The organism is Acidisarcina sp. (assembly GCA_035539175.1).
Lineage (GTDB): Bacteria > Acidobacteriota > Terriglobia > Terriglobales > Acidobacteriaceae > JANXZS01.
Genome location: DATLIY010000007.1, coordinates 693,412 through 710,477, shown reverse-complemented (window position 1 = coordinate 710,477; position 17,066 = coordinate 693,412). Strand labels below are relative to the sequence as shown.

Annotated in this window: 16 protein-coding genes and 1 tRNA gene; 8 read left to right on the top strand and 9 right to left on the bottom strand. The window is 54.5% G+C overall.

Features of this window, described 5'->3' with window-relative positions; translation table 11 throughout:
• The first annotated feature begins 145 nt into the window (after window positions 1-145).
• Window positions 146-2,731, top strand: a complete 2,586-nt coding sequence (locus tag VM554_05690) for a CHAT domain-containing tetratricopeptide repeat protein (GenBank protein HVJ07855.1) — start codon at window positions 146-148, stop codon at window positions 2,729-2,731.
• Window positions 2,728-4,062: a S41 family peptidase gene (locus tag VM554_05685; protein HVJ07854.1), complete on the top strand. Its 1,335-nt coding sequence runs from the start codon at window positions 2,728-2,730 to the stop codon at window positions 4,060-4,062. Before VM554_05690 ends, VM554_05685 begins: the two co-directional genes overlap by 4 nt.
• Here VM554_05685 and VM554_05680 read toward each other — a convergent pair.
• The 4 genes from VM554_05680 to VM554_05665 all read right to left on the bottom strand — a co-directional run bounded on the left by VM554_05680 (window position 4,059) and on the right by VM554_05665 (window position 7,841).
• A complete protein-coding gene (locus VM554_05680) occupies window positions 4,059-5,618 on the bottom strand; it encodes a hypothetical protein (protein ID HVJ07853.1) in 1,560 nt (519 codons plus the stop codon). The genes VM554_05685 and VM554_05680 overlap by 4 nt on opposite strands.
• Window positions 5,619-5,630: 12 nt before the next feature.
• Window positions 5,631-6,377 carry a hypothetical protein gene (locus VM554_05675; protein HVJ07852.1) on the bottom strand — a complete coding sequence of 249 codons (747 nt, stop codon included), beginning with the start codon at window positions 6,375-6,377 and terminating at the stop codon, window positions 5,631-5,633.
• Window positions 6,378-6,609: 232 nt separating this feature from the next.
• A complete protein-coding gene (locus VM554_05670) occupies window positions 6,610-7,044 on the bottom strand; it encodes a hypothetical protein (protein ID HVJ07851.1) in 435 nt (144 codons plus the stop codon).
• A 254-nt stretch (window positions 7,045-7,298) separates the two neighbouring features.
• Window positions 7,299-7,841 (bottom strand): hypothetical protein, encoded by a 543-nt coding sequence (locus VM554_05665; GenBank protein HVJ07850.1) that lies wholly within the window; start codon window positions 7,839-7,841, stop codon window positions 7,299-7,301.
• Window positions 7,842-8,651: 810 nt separating this feature from the next.
• Between VM554_05665 and VM554_05660 the strand changes: the two genes are divergently transcribed.
• Window positions 8,652-8,745, top strand: a tRNA-Ser gene (locus tag VM554_05660).
• Window positions 8,746-8,980: 235 nt separating this feature from the next.
• Here VM554_05660 and VM554_05655 read toward each other — a convergent pair.
• A complete protein-coding gene (locus tag VM554_05655; GenBank protein ID HVJ07849.1) occupies window positions 8,981-9,769 on the bottom strand; it encodes a nucleoside phosphorylase in 789 nt (262 codons plus the stop codon).
• 59 nt (window positions 9,770-9,828) lie between these two features.
• Here VM554_05655 and VM554_05650 point away from each other — a divergent pair, with 59 nt between their 5' ends.
• From VM554_05650 to VM554_05635, 4 genes are all read left to right on the top strand, one after another.
• Window positions 9,829-10,494 carry a metalloregulator ArsR/SmtB family transcription factor gene (locus VM554_05650; GenBank protein HVJ07848.1) on the top strand — a complete coding sequence of 222 codons (666 nt, stop codon included), beginning with the start codon at window positions 9,829-9,831 and terminating at the stop codon, window positions 10,492-10,494.
• Between the two features lie 144 nt (window positions 10,495-10,638).
• Window positions 10,639-10,989 carry a DsrE family protein gene (locus VM554_05645; GenBank protein ID HVJ07847.1) on the top strand — a complete coding sequence of 117 codons (351 nt, stop codon included), beginning with the start codon at window positions 10,639-10,641 and terminating at the stop codon, window positions 10,987-10,989.
• A complete protein-coding gene (locus VM554_05640; GenBank protein ID HVJ07846.1) occupies window positions 10,953-11,705 on the top strand; it encodes a class I SAM-dependent methyltransferase in 753 nt (250 codons plus the stop codon). Before VM554_05645 ends, VM554_05640 begins: the two co-directional genes overlap by 37 nt.
• Window positions 11,706-11,722: 17 nt before the next feature.
• The gene (locus VM554_05635; GenBank protein ID HVJ07845.1) at window positions 11,723-12,844 is read left to right on the top strand and encodes a cysteine desulfurase family protein; all 1,122 of its coding nucleotides are present in this window, start codon (window positions 11,723-11,725) and stop codon (window positions 12,842-12,844) included.
• Between the two features lie 96 nt (window positions 12,845-12,940).
• On the opposite strand, the gene VM554_05630 is transcribed toward VM554_05635, so the two are convergent.
• From VM554_05630 to VM554_05615, 4 genes are all read right to left on the bottom strand, one after another.
• Window positions 12,941-13,522, bottom strand: a complete 582-nt coding sequence (locus VM554_05630) for a class I SAM-dependent methyltransferase (GenBank protein ID HVJ07844.1) — start codon at window positions 13,520-13,522, stop codon at window positions 12,941-12,943.
• A gap of 436 nt (window positions 13,523-13,958) precedes the next feature.
• Entirely contained in the window at window positions 13,959-14,264 is a 306-nt protein-coding gene (locus tag VM554_05625; protein ID HVJ07843.1) for a carboxymuconolactone decarboxylase family protein, read from the bottom strand.
• A gap of 759 nt (window positions 14,265-15,023) precedes the next feature.
• Window positions 15,024-15,554, bottom strand: a complete 531-nt coding sequence (locus tag VM554_05620; GenBank protein HVJ07842.1) for an SDR family oxidoreductase — start codon at window positions 15,552-15,554, stop codon at window positions 15,024-15,026.
• Between the two features lie 35 nt (window positions 15,555-15,589).
• On the bottom strand, window positions 15,590-15,787 hold the full coding sequence (locus VM554_05615; protein ID HVJ07841.1) for an SDR family NAD(P)-dependent oxidoreductase: 198 nt from the start codon (window positions 15,785-15,787) through the stop codon (window positions 15,590-15,592).
• Between the two features lie 102 nt (window positions 15,788-15,889).
• On the opposite strand from VM554_05615, the gene VM554_05610 reads away from it, so the two are divergent.
• Window positions 15,890-16,735: an AraC family transcriptional regulator gene (locus VM554_05610; GenBank protein ID HVJ07840.1), complete on the top strand. Its 846-nt coding sequence runs from the start codon at window positions 15,890-15,892 to the stop codon at window positions 16,733-16,735.
• Window positions 16,736-17,066 lie beyond the last annotated feature (331 nt).

Sequence of the window (17,066 nt, the reverse complement as noted above, 5' to 3'; positions counted from 1 at the left end):
CTGTAGACCTTTCAAATCAATGATGTGGCTGCGATTGTACCGCGAGCAGTTGTCTGGATTTGAACTTTCTGACATGATTGACAGCAAGTGAACGGGTTCTGCTATGCGAGTTGCTCTTCCCCCAAGCCTTCGCATCGCTTCCGGTTTGCTTTTGGCCGCCCTGCTGAGCATTGCCGGGTATCAAGTCTTCCTGCGCACTTCTCATTCTCCAGAGGCGCTGCTGAAGCGAGCCGACGATTTGTCATGGCTCAATAGCTGGATTGTAGCGGCTCCACTCTATCATCAAGCCGAGCTTGAATTCGTCAAAAAGGGCGATACGTCACGGGCTCTCTATGCGCATGTCAGCCAGGTAATGGCGCAGAGCGAATCTTCCAGGACAATTCCAAGCCAAATTGCGGAATTACGAGGCGACCTGAACCGCCCCGAAGCGAGCGATCCGGAAACCCGTCTGCGCATTCTTACAATTCTGGGGATGCTGGAAACGAATTACGACGCCGGCATGGCCCGCGATACCTGGTCGCAGGTTGAGTCGATCTCAATTCGGCGGCAGCATTATCTTCTCGCCTCGCGCGCGATAGGTGAACAGGGAATCGCGGCGTTCTTGCTTGGCGATCTTGCGATGGCGAAGAAGGATGTTGAGAAGGCATGGATGGTGGCGAAAGTCGCAGATCCAGCAGCCCACATCCGTTATGCGAGCATGTACGGCACCGGCCTCGTTGAACTTCATAAATACAAAGAAGCGCTCGGCCCGCTGAATGAAGCGATCGACGTCGCCAGCAAAACTCGTGATGCCGCTTATCCGTCGATTGCCGTCAATGCCAGAATCGAGGCGCTCAGCGGCACCGGGCAAAATGACGAGGCACTTGCGCTCGCAGGTGACGCGATGAAGAAGATTTCGGAGCTTCACTTGGCAGGTCACCTGTATGAGCTTTATCAAGTGCGGGCACGTGTCTACGAGGAGAAGAACGAATGGAACGAAGCGATATCGGACCTCAATCAGTCAGTTCAGTATGCAAAACAACTCTCATATTGGCGTGGGATCACCCAGGCGGGCGGCTTGCTTGCGGAAGCATATCTGCACCAAGGCAATCTCCAGTCCGCTTTAGCAGCCATCAACGAAGCCATCGATGCAAACAGGCAAATCCCAGATGAGCTGTACCAGGTCCCCAAGAATCTGGCGATCAAAGCACAAATCCTTGCGCGGCTAGGCGATATCCGAACCTCCAACGACCTCTATGAAAAGAGCGCAGATTTGCTCGATGCGCTTCTCGGCAAAGTTCCAACTCCCACAATCGAGCGGCAACTCTTGAGTGACCTCAGCACCGTGTATTCCGGTTATTTTGCCTCGCTGTGCAATCAAGACAGGATTGCCGGCGCATTTCGAGTCATCGAGCGAGCCCGTGGCCGCGTCGAAGCGCAGGGCCTTTCGGAGCACGCGCCCGTTGTTCCACAGCAACCGACGCCGGCTGATCTTCGACTAACCGCGCTTAACCTCCAGTTGCTCAACGCGGATGACCCGGTTAAAAGGTCGAGTTTGCTTGAAGAGATATACACCGCTGAGCAACAGCTCGGTGGGCAAGTCAGCCAGAGCATCCCCACTCCAGTTTCTCTGAGTACGCTGCAGAAAGATTTATCGTCGTCCGATCTCTTCATCGAATATGTCTTGGATAATCCAGCGTCATACGCATTGGCGGTGACGAATGCTACGGTTCACCGCTACGAATTGCCAGCCAAAGATCAGATCGAGCGGGATTCAGGACAGTACCGTTCTGAGATCATCAAACGAGGAGTTGACCCCGCACTTGGCGCGAAGCTGTTTGGAGAACTGCTTGCCCCAATCGAGGAATACAAGCAGAAAGCCCATCTCATAGTGGTTCCGGACGGGAAGTTGCATCTGCTTCCGATCTCAGCCCTGAAGGATTCGGGCCAATATGTTCTGGCTTCGCATGTGGTCAGCGTGGTGCCATCTGGTTCGGTGCTGGATAAGCTGCAGCACCGCAGAATTCGAACGGAGCGAAGGGAACTCCCATATGTCGGAGTGGCAGCTTGGATATCCAAGCCGCCACCGACGACTCTACTTGCCACCATTCGTCGTGCGGTCTCGGGACCAGAGAGGCGAGAGCTGGTCGCACTGCCCGAAAGTCGCAATGAAGTGGAGACCATTGCAGGCGATCTTCCGAAGCCCAGCACCGTTCTCCTTGGAGATGACGCGACAAAAACGGCATTCGAACGGCTACCGCTCAATCAGTATGCGGTCATTCACCTTGCGCTACACGGCTATGCCGATCCTGAGTTCCCCGACCGCTCAGCCCTCGTCTTTGCGCCGCGTTCCTCACCCGCGGACGACGGCCTGCTCCAAGTACGGGAGATTCGTACTCTGTCACTGAACACCGACCTCGTGACATTATCGGCTTGCGATACAGGAGTTGGTCCGGTAGGCGAAGAGGGCGTGGCGAACATCGTCAACGCGTTCATTGAGGCGGGCGCTCAGAGCGTGGTTTCGACCCTGTGGGAAATGGAAGACCATTCCACTGCGCAACTCATGATCGCCTTCTATGGAAACCTCAGCCGTCGAGAGACGAAAGCAGAAGCGCTGCGAGATGCGCAACTCCGGTCCCTGAAGTCAGGAGACGCACCATACTTCTGGGCGGGTTTCGAACTGGATGGCGAACCAAGAGCAACCCTCTTTGCCGATTCGATATCAACATCCTCGTTCAGGAGTGGTCAATGACAACAAATGTCGCTGCCGTCGCGCAGGTGCCAATCGAGCTTTCGGTTGAAAAGAAGCACAACATTCTCGAGAATGTCCTCAGCGCTTTGCAGAAGCGGTTTTACTCGCCCGAGAAGTTGAATGCAGACTGGCAGGCAGCAGTACAAAGGCACCGGGCCACGATAGAGTCCGCTCCTACCGCTGATGCGTTCGAGCAAGCTGTGGGCGACCTACTGAAAGAACTAAATGCCTCTCACCTTGGATTCTTCCATCAGAGCGCTCGGCGGGCATCGAGTCGCGCTGCGCTCAGTGCTACCTACTTGGCCGACGAAACGGGTTACGGAAAGCGGTGGATTTTTCAAGATGTTCACAGTGGAGGGGCGGCGGCCATTGCGGGCATTGAGCCAGGCAATATTCTCCTGACTGTGGAAAGGCAAGAAATCATTCCCCCGGAGCACCCGGTATTCCCAATGGGCAGGCAAACGAATGTCGAGCTAATCGACAATCAGGAAAACCGGCGGACGGTGATGGTGGACGTAGCCAAACCGAAAGGCAAGAAACTCCATTTCATCGAACCAACGCTCGTCGAAGCGCGCGTGATCGGAAAGGGCATCGGCTACCTGAAGGTAGCCATGTTCCCCGGCATGGTGGGGGTCGTCGTCGCCAATCAGATATCCAGCGCAATCGTAGATTTGGGTATGATCGACCGACTCATCATCGATCTTCGGGGGAACACAGGCGGCGGCATCGGTGCGCTCCGCGTGATGGGCCTTCTAACACCCGACAAGATTCCGGTCGGTTTCGCTCTCAACCGCCGTCGAAAATCCGCCCACATCGAATCCGAGAAGTTAGGATTCCCTCGCTTCTCTCGCATCCCTGACTCTACAAAGAAGCTCTGGCCACTTGCGCTACGTTTCGCGGGTCCGATGCTGGCAAAGAAGCCTATCGTCCTAGAAACCGAAGGACTAGGCGTGAAGCCATTCCATGGAAAGATCAATCTGCTCGTCAATCGCCATACAGCCAGCGCGGCTGAAATGGTTGTCGCCTTTGCACGAGAAAACAAGCTCGCAACCATCATTGGAGAAAGGACAGCTGGCCGCCTGCTCTCGGCTACATCTGTCAAGGTGGGGAGTGGCTTCCGTCTCGCAATGCCAACAGGTGCCTACCACACATGGAAAGGCTGCATCCTCGAAGGAACTCCTATCGAACCGGACTATCTGATTGAATTCGACTGGCAAGGGCGACGAACCGGCAATGACCGGCAACTTTGCTACTCTACTGAGAGCTTTCAAAACGCACAGAGCCGGAGAGTCAGACAAGAGCTTGGTGACGCTGGGGCATCGAGCAACTAGATTGTACGAATTGCCAGCGTAATGTGCAGGATGACATCTTTAACCTTCACGTTCTGCGAATATTTCATTTTGGTAGCGATGGTTGGTGTAGACGATGGCGTAAATGACAGGGGTTGAGCGCTTGATCCCACCGCAATTGCCCACTCTCCAATAGGGCTAACATTATGAAGTGACAAAGAGCCTACAGTGTCGGGCGCACGTTGGCTATCCAAACGCTGTACTCGTCCTATTCTTGTCGCTGGAGCTGCGCTCTGATCGAGTGTTGCGCTCGATCCATCTAGATGGACGACAGTTCCTCTCTGCGGAACTTTGACTAATGACTGAAAAAGAGCATTCGCGTCGTCAGAGTCAACCGTTACACTGATCCCCCTCAAGCGGACGTGTGCTTGAGAAGGAAATTGGCCGAGAGGTATGGTGAGATTCCATTTTCCACCCTGTTGATCGGTATCGAGGCCATCCGCCCACTTCGAACCCACTAGGCTGCGTACGGAAAGTGGAAGAATATAGTTTTGCTCTTGGGCACTAAAACGCAGCAGCCATTCCATTGCCGCCCGAACCGATATCAAGGTGGAATCGAAAATGGAATTCGAATCAATCGCAGGAAAACTGTAACCGTAGAGTTGATCCAATCCCTGCTTGATTGCTGGTATACGGGCTAATGCATTCTGAAAATCTTGCTTGAATCGGTCTTGTAAGACAGTGCGTCGCTCTTCGAAATTGATCAGGCCACCCTGATCTGTGAAAGCTTTGAATCTCATCGCGTTTATTCTTCTCGCCGCTTCGGTTCGGCTACGCCGAAAACCGATATCGACGTTATCGTAAGCAGCTTTGGAACATGCGGCAGTTGCTCGATCCCACGAGGCCCACTGATTGGCTTCTGCAATTGCAGCCTGCATTCGGGCTCCTGCATTGGGAAGATCACTGGGAAGGGCGTTTCCGGACAGCCCCTTGCTTGCGATCTCGGCGACATTATCAATTATCCGTTGCTGCGGATCAGGATCAGTTTCGCATTGAGCGATATATTCTCCGGTCGACTGAATTGATGGAAATGCATAATAGCCGCTTGTAACTTCGGCGGCGTGGACATCATCGAGATCAGAGAACTGTTGCAATTGAAGCTGAGTTGCAAGGCTCTTCTCACCGAGCCCTTGCCATTCGGCACGTGTAGCAATGCCTCTTTCAAGCAAGACAGCCACTTGGCCCAGCAACTGCTCGACTTGGTGGTAACGAAACTCGGTATTGGGGGTTGAAAGTGGTTTAATGCCATCGTCGATCCTTAGGCTGCGAATCCCTAATTCTCTGATCTTCTTTTTATGCTGTGCTAACGAATAGTCCGGATCCAGATTCTCTAGGGGGGCAAAAGGATCGACGGGTGCTCCAACAGGAACGAATGAAACTGGGCCGGCCCAGTCTTGGTTGACCCAGGGAGTGAAATTCTGGGGTGTTGGAACGCCGCTAGGAATCTTCGTCTTTAGGAGCTGACTCTTGCGATTCGGGGCCGCCTGCGCAGCCGCGATCATTGCTAAAAAACCTCTGCGAGAGATGCCATTCGACATTCTTTTCCTCCTCTATTTCAATGTGTTCAGTTGCTGCCGATCGTCATTCGCCATATTGGGAGACGGACTCGGAAATCCCGTGGGTGTATGGCTTGCATCCTCGGAATCGATCGCGTTTTCGATTCCCATCACTGAACTGGATCTGGTTAGTAGATCGTCGAGAGCTTCGCCTACCTGGAATCCAAACACGAAGCCCGGCTCAAGAAGGGAGTCTGCTCCGGCGATGGCTCCAGGTATCCCTCCCACCATCCCTCCTGCGACAAAACCTACCAATCCGCCGACTGCGGCTCCTGCTACCCCGGCCCTAAGGCTGTTCATGTCTGGCACGAACACACTTGGAATATCGGTGTGGCCCGTAGTTAATCCTGCAATCGATTGGGTCAATGGGTAGAAACCCAGCGCATCAGGCGCAAATTGCTTGTCGAAACCTCCGAACGCACCTGCAAATTCAGGATCCTGTCGATCTATTAGATGGAATCCTTGTGGGGTTTCGGAGAACTCATCGCCAATCTTCGGCAATGTAAGAGGTCCATGACTGGAATCATCGTCTCCTGAGCTTTGCTGGTTTACAGAAACATCTGTGTCATCTTGGCACGCCACCGGAGTGTTGTTGCCAGACACACTCGTGTCGTCAATGAAGGGATCGAAAGTTGAATCATCTGGATGGGACGAAGATTGGTTTGAGGAGCCTGAAAGTCCTAGCCAAAAACCATCGTCGTCATACTCATCGTCGTCGAAGAGCATTGATAAGAGATTCATACCCAACTCCCTTTAACTTTAGAAGCCCGCGATGGGTGTACCCCGCGGAATTGCTGCAGACGCGGAGATGCCTGCTCCGCGCGGTAGATCGTGCAATTTGGTAATAGGCTCCTCGTGAGAGGCAGTGACTCGGCTATAAGAATCTAGCTGCGAGATTTATAGAACTATCGACATGTATGCAGGATTGTCAACTCGAAGAGCAGTTCTACAATTTTAGAAACGACAGCGAACGTCATTTGATCTGAAGCGGGTAATAGTATGCGGCCTGATCCTGTTCGTGCGTGGTCGAAAGGAAGTATTGGCCAGCCTGGGCTTTGCTCAAGTCGATGCGGGTTGTAATTTGCTGCTTGTCGCCCGTTGTCGCGGTGGGAGCAAGACCCTCCGCGAGGAGACCATTGCCGCTCTGGTCGCGAGTGATCGCGACCAGATACTGCCCAGGAGCGCTATGCCGCGGCAGCACAATAGTGAGATTGATGTGGGCGGCGGGCAACGATACAGCTTGCAATTGGCCTGGCTGTTCGCCGCGAACGGTTCCAGCGTCCCAGAGATCCACTGTTTGAGAAACGGCTATCGCATTATCCGTCGTCGGCGTGTGACGGGTTGTGTATATTCCAACGAGCGCTGCGGTCACGAGAATGGCGCAGGAAGCGGCAACTGCGGCAATCATGACTTTCCGCCGACGCGAGCGCTGCTCTTGTCGAAGTGCCAGAAGCCGGCTCATGCATGTGGGGCAGGTTGCCGCGTGGTCGACACGAGGATCAGAAAGCAATATTTTGGGGGATCTTCGTGCCAAGTCCCGGAGAAACTCCTCGCCAGGACATGGGCCTGAGGGAGTCGTTTCCCCTGCGAGTACTCTTCGCTGATGTTGCTGCGCAATCCATTGCTCAAACCGGCCCTCAGCGTCTGAAGACCGGCGCCAACTCAGTCGCATTTCGGGGATTCTCCGGGTCGGGATAAATTTTCAAGCAGCAACCCCAACTCACGGAAGTATGCCTTGCGGACCTCCGAGTAGTCCATTTCCAAGTCACTACCTATCTCTCGCCACGAATAACCGAGCCAGCGCCGATTGATAATGCCTTGAGCAAATGGCGACAGTTTGGCGAAAATCTCGCTCGCGTAGATGCGTTGCTCGATTTCTGGCTGAGCCGCACAAACCGCTTCGAAGTCCGATGCCGAGCCGCTTGGGCGTTCGCGCCTTTGCTTGAAAGCCAGGTGTTTCGCTTCGCGGCGAATCTCGCTTTTTACCCGAGCGTTTACCTTAGCCGAGCTGGCATCGGGATGACGGGAAATGTACTCGGTCGCGTTTCGGATGGCATGCTCCATCAGATCATGGGCGACATGGGCGTCATTGAGGAATGTCCAGGCACACAGCAGAGCGTAGGGCCAGGCTGCGTTAGCAGCGGCCTCCAAAACCTGATCAGAAGCAGGGTGTCCGGTCGTGCAGGCCCAACTCCACGTCAGCACTTGCCAGCTGCGACCATTAGGCGGCATTCGGGAGCATTTGCCCGGAGGGGGAGGAACCACCAGGTACCCGTAGTATAGGCCAGATTCTCGCAAAAAACTTCAATTTCGCCCCCACACTCGGCCCTCGAAAATGCCTTTAGTAGCCGCAGGGCTTCTGGCGTGCAGCGGACAGCGACATCACGAGCAAGCGAAGATCTTCTTCGGGAAGATGACCGCGTTTTGCCTGAGCGTCTCCTAATTGGCACTCAGACTCCGACGGTGTTCGTGATCGATCAAAGGGGAAGGCAAGCGAACAAATTCTCGCTGTGCGAGGAGTTGGCCGCCCGGTCCGCGATCACCTTGGTTGAAGGGAAGTGGAGGGTGCCGATCCTTCGACATCTTCAGAATGGCCCTACACATTTCGGCGAACTTAAGAGACGGCTTTCGCCGGTCTCAAAGAAAGTGCTCAATCAGCATCTTCGGCAGATGGTGAATCACGGACTGATCATTCGGACTGAGTACGCCGGAAAAGTGCCGCGGGTAGAATATGCCCTGGCGAATCCTCTTGGATATGCGCTTTTGGACCTGCTCCAGACAGTAGCCAACTGGACGGAGCTGGTTCTGAGTGGCCGAGATCGATAGTAAGAGGTCCCTTAGCCAAGGAGATTGGATTTGCGGCAGCACCTCGATTTCAAACCGTTCTGTCCACGACCAGGTTTCCAGAAGCGGTTAGGCTGGCATTTTGACCGTTGGCCAAGTTGTTATGAGGGGCAGCTTCGCCGAATTATTCGCCGAATTGCGCGCCGTGGAGGCTCCAATCACTCCGATCGCTCCTCTGTACTCCATTGAAAACACGTGTACTCCGACGTTTATCATTCGGCTGTTAACCGAAGGGTTGTAGGTTCGAGTCCTACCTGAGGAGCCAATAAATCAAGCGCTTACAGCCACCCTTCCTTCAGTGCTTGGTCCAAGCTGGTCCAATTGAGTTTCGACCTTGACGGTTCTCCTGTTCGGAGCTGCGTCGCTGATCAGTGTCTCCTTCCCATCCAAAATTGCAGGTTTCCAGTCCGCGAGGATTTGACCTTGTGGCAGAACTAGAACGATCAAACGAGGAATGAACGGATCTTTATTGTGACCTGAAGAAGAATCGTATCGCTCCACTACAGGGAATGGACCGTCTTAAACGCGCGTGTGCAAGCCTCAAGAATATGGAAACCCTCTTGCAGCGTCCCGGTATCGAACTGCTCACCTTCGTGATCCACAGCGTTACTCACCATCGCGATAGAGGTGACCGCAATGCCTCTGGCGGTGCCAAACGCGAACAGTGAAGCGGCCTGCATTTCGACTGCAAGAACGCCTTCAGCGGCCCAATGGTCCAACTGAGCCTGTGTTTCTCTATATGGAGCATCTGTCGTCCAGACTTTGCCCGCACGGACAGGCCATCCTGTTGTATTCAATTCTCGCTCGATTACGGCTGCAACATCCTTAGCTGGGCAGGCGATCTCCTTACCTGCCGGCACGTAGTGAAGCGATGTCCCCTCATCACGGATTGCGCTGGTCGCAACCACTAGACATGGCACCGGCAATTCGCGTGAGACGCGACCGGCTGAGGTCAACCCTATGATCAACTTCGCACCGGCCGTTGCCAGTTGTTCAGCAATCAGTACCGCGTAAGGTCCGCCAATTGTGCGCGGGATGATTCCGCACGTTACCCCTTCAACGGCGAGCGAGTACATTGTGGTGTGAAAACAGGGCCAGGAAGGGAATGGCTTCGCCAGACCCTGAGCGATAAGCCAGTCGGTCAGATCACCGTCAAATTCCAGTAAACACAGCTCTGGAATTGGTCCTTCAGGAATCTGCCGGGAACGGCGGACGCTCTCAATCAGGTTGTCCGGCGTAAACACGCTCGGTTGATCGACCGGATGGTTCAGCAGAGGTAGTTTGTCCATTCGCTTCCTTCTCTCTTGACAATCTTACCAATACTATTCAAGTATTTCATTGAATACTCATGAAGAGATCTAAGCAGCTTTACGAGCAGCTTGCACGCCTCGGCAAGGCAGTTGCCAGTCCTGCTCGACTCGAATTACTTGACCTGCTCTGTCAGGGGCCGAGGTCTGTAGAGATCCTGGCCAAAGAAGCAGGGTTAAGCATTGCCAACACATCGCAGCATCTACGCGTTTTGCATGGTGCGCGGCTGGTGGAAAGCGAAAAGGCAGGGCTGTTCGTGACCTATCGGTTAGCGGATCCCGCGGTGTGCGACTTTTTTCAATCGCTCCGATCATTGGGAGAGAAGCGGCTTGCTGAGGTTGACGCGATTCTTCGGCGGTTCAGGGAAGCCCCAGAGACTCTTGAGCCCGTCGAAAAGGACACGCTGCTCGATCGAATCCGGAGCGGAGAGGTCATTCTGCTGGACGTGCGTCCAGAGGAGGAATACCGCGCAGCACACTTGCCCTTTGCGATTTCCGCGCCCCTCAGGGATCTCGACTCTGTTCTGGGCAAGTTGCGCCGCCGCAAACCAATTGTGGCCTATTGCCGGGGGCCGTATTGCGTTCTCGCAAAAGAGGCCGTCAAGATTCTGCGAGCCAAGGGGTTCCGTGCATTCCGTCTTGAAGACGGTGTCCCGGAATGGCGTGCGCAGGGACTTCCGGTTGTTATTGGAGAGGCTTCACGATGAACAACAATCGGAAGCAGACTGTCGTGATCGGCGGCTCATTCGGTGGCATCAATGCCGCGTACTACCTGGCACCGATTCGCTACGATTTGCCTCCGCTCGATTTTGGATGGTGAGTGGGAACAAGAGAAAGAAAGGAAAGCGGCCATGAATTATCTCGTCATTTTGAATGATGCACCATACGGAACGGAACGCAGCTATAACGGACTTCGTCTCGCGGGATCACTAGCAAAACAGGAAGGTGAAGCAGTGTCCATATTCCTGATCGGCGATGCCGCAAGTTGCGCAATCGGGGGACAGACCACACCAAACGGGTACTACAACATCGAGCGCATGTTGAAGGCCCTTGCGGCCAAGGGCTCGCAGATTGGCATATGCGGAACCTGCATGGATGCGAGAGGGATTCGCCAGGAGATGATCGTCGAAGGGACGAAACGAAGCACCATGGATGAACTCACACAATGGACCATGAAGGCAGACAAGGTCCTCGTTTTTTGAAACAGCCTGTGGCCCGAGAAGCGGACCATTCTGATGCCAAGACATTAAGACCGGACTCCTACGCACGCTGGCGATCTTCTCTTCTTGGCAGCATAACGGAGCGAATCGAGCAGGAAGCGATTTTAGCTACCGCCGGCGAACTCAGAGGTCTCTCTGTTCTCGATGCCTGTTGTGGAGGCGGAGCATATTCGCTACTGGCTTGGAGACATGTTGCGAGAGTCACTGCGATCGACACGTCGGATGCAATGCTTGAAGCCGCTCGCGTTAGTGCACTCGTTGAAGGAGCTACGATTTCTTCTGCTCACGCGTCCGCGGAGAGTCTGCCCTTCGCGGGCGAATCATTTGATGCTGTCTTTATGGTGACGTTGCTATGCCTGGTCAATGATGCATCGCTTGCGCTCGGAGAAGCTCACCGTGTTTTGCGGTCCGGAGGCAGGCTCATCGTCGAACTCGGAGCATACAGTCTATGGGCACTGAAGAGGCGGCTCAGTGGCTGGCTCGGCAATTCATTTTGGAGGAAAGCTCACTTTTGGACTGCGCACGAACTGCATGGGCTGATCGCCAAGGAAGGTTTCAAAGTTGAATCAACGAGAGGCAGCATCTACTATCCACCCATTGGCTCTGCCGCTCGGACGATGCGCGGCGCTGAACATGTATTGAGCCATCTAGGGGCATTGGGTGCCGCATTCCTGACCGTAAGAGCAGACAAGGTGTAATCCATATGAGTGACGGCATGAGCAGAATCTATCTCGACTTCAATGCAAGCACACCGTTGGCGCCTGAAGTGCGTGCAGCGATGGCTCGAATCCTTGAGGAGCCTTACGGGAACCCATCCAGCAACCACTGGGCCGGCAGACCGGCGCGACAGGCAGTGGAAGACGCCCGCGCCCAGGTCGCCCATTTGCTGGCTTGCAAGCCGAGCGAGATTGTTTTTACGAGCGGGGGCAGCGAAGCCAACAATCACGCCCTCAAGGGCGCGTTCTTCGCGGCGGCCCGGCGTGATGTTCACATCATTACGACGCAAGTCGAGCACCCGGCAATCATCAATCCCTGCCGATTCCTGGAGAGGCTCGGGGCCAGCGTGACCTATCTTTCGGTTGATGGATATGGCCGCGTAAACCCGGACGATGTCCGCAGGGGATTACGGCCTGAAACCATTCTGGTTTCAGTGATGCATGCCAACAATGAAGTGGGCACTATTCAACCCATAGCGGAGATTTCGCAACTCATTCGCGACACCGGGATTCTGCTGCATACGGACGCTGCTCAATCGGTAGGCAAGATTGCATGCAATGTCACGGAATTAGGTGTCGATTTGTTATCCGTGGCAGGGCACAAGCTGTATGGTCCCAAGGGAGTTGGTGCGCTTTATATTCGCGAAGGGGTTTCCATCGAGCCACTCATCCACGGCGCAGGCCATGAGAGCGGCCGGAGAGCCGGAACCGAAAATGTGTTGTTGAACGCAGCTCTAGGCGTCGCCTGCGAAGTGGCAGGAAACTGGATAGGTATGGAGCCGGTGAGGATTCTCCGCGACTACTTCTGGGAACGGCTTCAATCGGCATTTGGCGAAAGAGTGGTGATGATTGGCCATCCGACTGAGCGTTTGCCGAACACGCTGAACGTTGGCTTCGTCGGGTATGCCGGCGCTGACATTCTCAGCCGGATGCCGCGGGTTGCCGCCTCGACCGGATCAGCCTGCCATTCTGGTTCAGTCGAATTGTCACCTGTATTGCAGGCGATGAGGGTTCCACCGGAAATCGGAATGGGGGCAATTCGTTTCAGCCTTGGTCGCGGAACGACTCAGACGGAAATTGATGCAGTCATGAATGATCTCGTTGGAGTTGTACAGCGTTAAGGAATTGAAGCCGGTTTAACCGCAGTGGTTGCGGATATGAATCGAGGGCAACACCAAGGCCGTCACGATGATGGGGTGCCACTGCGAATCTAATAATTATGCCAACTGAGCGAGCCCTTGATAGGTGTATGTCATGGGACGTGGCCCGACAGTGTAGAAAGTATTCAAGGCCGTTACGCGGAACCCCGCTGCTGAAATGAGGTCGTCAACCTTGCGGTTCAGATGGCATCCACCCGCAATGAGCCTCCATGCGGGAGTGAGCCGGTCCTGCCAAGCCACTATGCCGGAATCGCGAGATAGGCCGTGCTCCATAAAGAGAAGCTGGCCGTCCGGCTTGAGGACTCGTTTCATCTGGCGGAGTGCCTCATCGGGGTTCGGAATGGAACAGAGAGTCCATGTCATGACAATCGTGTCGATACTCGCGTCCGGCAGCGGCAATTCCTGTTCGGCTGATTGGCTGAGGAATTCAACATCCACGTGGCCGCTTACTCTCTTCTTCGCTATATGCTGCAGTTCAACAGAAGGTTCAACGCCGAACACGCGCTTTACCTGCGCTGAATAGAATGGCAAGTTCAAACCGGAACCGATGCCAATCTCTAGCACGTCCCCCTTTGCTTGAGGAATCCAGGCCGCACGAAGACGTGTGGCCTCCCCATTTCTCATCGCGAGGTCGATCAAATGCGGCAGAACGTATCGAGAGTAAAGGACCACAGAATCACCTAAAAGAAAATCCTAACTTATCGAATCCAATGGCCGACCAAAGCACGTATACCGAGTATGTGGCCAGAAGATGCAAGCAGGCCCAAATGATATAGAAAACCGCGCCGATCTTTGAAGCTGCTATGGAACTCTTTGTTTGTTTGTGCCGGATCCCTCGAAATCCGACTCGGGCGGCCACAAAGCCGCCGTCGACCGGCAAATCGATTCCAGTAATGTAGCTGCTCTCGTCCGAAGCCAGGAGCACCGTTGCGGAAGCAATCTCCTCAGGCTTCCAGGGGGCACTCGCATGCAGCACAGATGCGGAACCTGTAAAGCAGATGCTTTCAGGCAGCTGGACGTCGCGATCGTGCCCCACGTCTCAAGACATGGGGCACGATCGCGACCTTAGCTCTTGTTACTCTTTGAACAAGTGAGACGCGTGCGTGACCGCTGCGCCCGCACGCATTGCAGCGGCAACCATGGCTGTTTCTGTGAGCATCGCGTCATTTGCGCCGGCCTGGCGCGCTGCTTTTACATGCAACTCAATGCAGTAGGGGCACTGCGTAGTCAGCGCAACAGCCACCGCCGTCAACTGCTTGTGCAGAAGATCGATGGCGCCGTCTTTGAACGCCTCTTTATCAAAAGCCCAAAAGGCCTTCATCGTTTCAGGTGCATTCTCATCGAGTTTCTTCAGCCGAGTGAGATTTTTCATATCAAACATGCGAGTAGCTCCATTCTTGGTTTTGGGCGCTCCCGACGTTGAGAGGTGTGGGGAGCGCGGCTGGTTACACGCTTCAGGGCATCAATGTGACCCCAAAACGCACGGGAATGGCGAGATTTGATCCGACAAAATTCCCATTTAGAAATGTCATCGCTTCGGCAGAGGTTGATAGCCACCACACTGGGTGTGCCCCTGTGTCCTCCGCTTCATTCACTCGCCTCTGTTTTCCAAAGGGAGAGCCTTGTAGCCGAAATAGCAGATCAGGTAGAGCGATACCCCGAGCGAGATGACATCCTTGTAGAGGAACAGGATCCGGCCCAAAGAAGCATAACGATCATGCCAAGGCTGGTCACAAGGAAAGGAGCGTTATGGTCGTATATCCATGCGGCCAATCCGGTTAGGCTACGTTGAGTTGATTTAAAAGGCGCGGTCGAGGAATCCTGAGAAGGCGCGGCGGCAACCTGGTTGTCGATGTTGAGTGCGATAACGGGATCGATACGGGACATATTCTTCTCCAATCTTGGGTGGCGCTTCTGCGCGCTGCGCAGGAAAGCTTTTTCTGAACGTGAGATGAGACGCATGGTCGGCATAGAGCGGCATTGAGATATCTTGTAGTCTCAAATGGATTGATTTAACTCAGTCGACCGATTCCGCCGAAGTCAAGCAAGCGAAACGGGCGTTGAGTCGCAACATCTCAAATCCCGCATCAGGAGACCGACGGAGGGTAGCTGCGATTTCAACCCGTGGCTACCCGGACGGTTATGCGTTCCAGCCGCCGTCCACGGTCAGGTTCTCGCCGTTGATGAAAGCTGACTCCGGATGAGCGAGGAATGCGACAGCAGAAGCAATCTCTTCCACGTGACCGTAGCGCCCAACGCTGGTCCGCTTTTTCGCGACCTCCGAATTGGGGCCGTCGGCGGGGCTCAATTCAGTGTCAATCGGGCCAGGTTGTACGCCGTTGACGGTAATTCCGCTAGCTCCCAACTCTCTCGAGAGTCCGCGCGTGAAGCCATGAACTGCAAATTTCGTTGCGACGTACATGGTTGCGCCCGCGAACGGTGCGGCCTCCCCGACGCAAGATCCGATGTTGATAATTCGCCCCCACTTTTGCGGAATCATCCGGCGTGCAGCGTCCTTCGACAACGCGATGAGCGACCGAACGTTGAGATTGAAACGCTTGTCGTAGAAGTCTTCGGCACCCTCCACGAACGGCCCGAAGATCACCGATCCTGCATTATTTACGAGAATGTCGAGTCGACCGCCGAAAGAGCCGCCGAAAGCCCGGTCGATCGACGCGGCTAGCGCGTTGACCCCCTCAGGAGTGCTCAGATCTGCGCCACGGCTTCTGCTTTACCGCCGGCATCGCGGATTTCCTTGACGACCTTCTCCGCACGATCGCGACTGGCCGCGTAATTGACGATTACGGACGCGCCCTCGGCGGCCAAACGGATAGCGATGGCAGCTCCGATTCCGCGCGATGACCCTGTGACGAGTGCAATTCTGTTTTCTAATGGTTTTGACATCCCTATTCTCCTGTCCTGGTTCAATCGTTAGAATTGTCTTTCTAGCGATGAGATGGGACGGATTGTCACATGGAGTCTCGTTGGGATACCTTATAGTCTCATATGGATCGGCTCGCACCCTTCTTCGAACGGTTCTCCCTCACGGCTCGGATGTTTTATTCGGGACTCTTGTGCGGAAGCTCCGCGGATCAAAGCGAACATGCCGCATATCTTCATGTGCTCAAAAAAGGAAGACTGAAGGTCACACGGCAAGACGCTCGTCAGATCGTCATTGATACACCGAGCATCCTGTTTTTTCCCCGTCCTCGCTTTCATCGTCTTCACGGGCCAGAGCAAGAAGGAGTCGAGCTCGTATGCGCGACGATCGAATTCGGCGCAGGGATGCTGAATCCTGTCCTCGCGTCGTTTCCAGAACCGCTTGTGCTTCCGCTCGACGCTCTTCCTGAACTTGGACCGACGCTGCAGCTTTTGTTTTCGGAGGCTTTCTCTAAATTGCCGGGCCGCCAAACTGCCTTAGATCGATTATTCGAATATCTCTTCGTGCTACTCATCCGATCGGCAATGAATGCACATCTAGTCGACAGCGGAGTTTTGATGGGACTCACCGATCTGCGTTTGAGCAAGGCGATAGAATGCATGCATAGGCATCCTGAAACTTCCTGGTCGCTGGAAGAACTTGCTCAACGCGCCGGTATGTCCCGGGCGCGTTTTGCCGCTTATTTTCGGGAAGTCATCGGCATGACACCGTTTGATTACCTGACAAATTGGCGGCTGGGGGTTGCCCAGACAATGCTGCGTAAGGGCAACTCGCTAAAGCTGATCGCATCCGCCGTGGGATATACCAATGCGACCGCTCTGACGCGAGTCTTTACGCAACGCATAGGAATTTCTCCTTCTGAATGGCTCGCTCGGAACCGGGAACACAAAGAAGAACCTTCTCCGGCTTAGTACTGGCGAACGCGGTTCAGTCCAGCGATCTCCCGCTGCTCGTCAACAAGTGCGTTATCGTGCCATCTGTCGATATAAAGATTGCAGTAGCGACAGCGGAGGAGAAGATATTGAGGACTTTTGTCATGGCAATCGCTTCGCGGAAGGACGATCGAAATAATCCTCAAGAGGATGAGCAGCGTTCCCGCCTGTCCTGACCAGGCCTGACTTGGATCCATCCCTTCTCGATCATGAGAGAAAGGGTCCGCGTCAGCATCGTCCTATCTATTGCAAAGCCAACTCAGCCGTTTCGGATTGGTTTCTCCGGTCCTTCCAATCGCCGTAAGGGGGC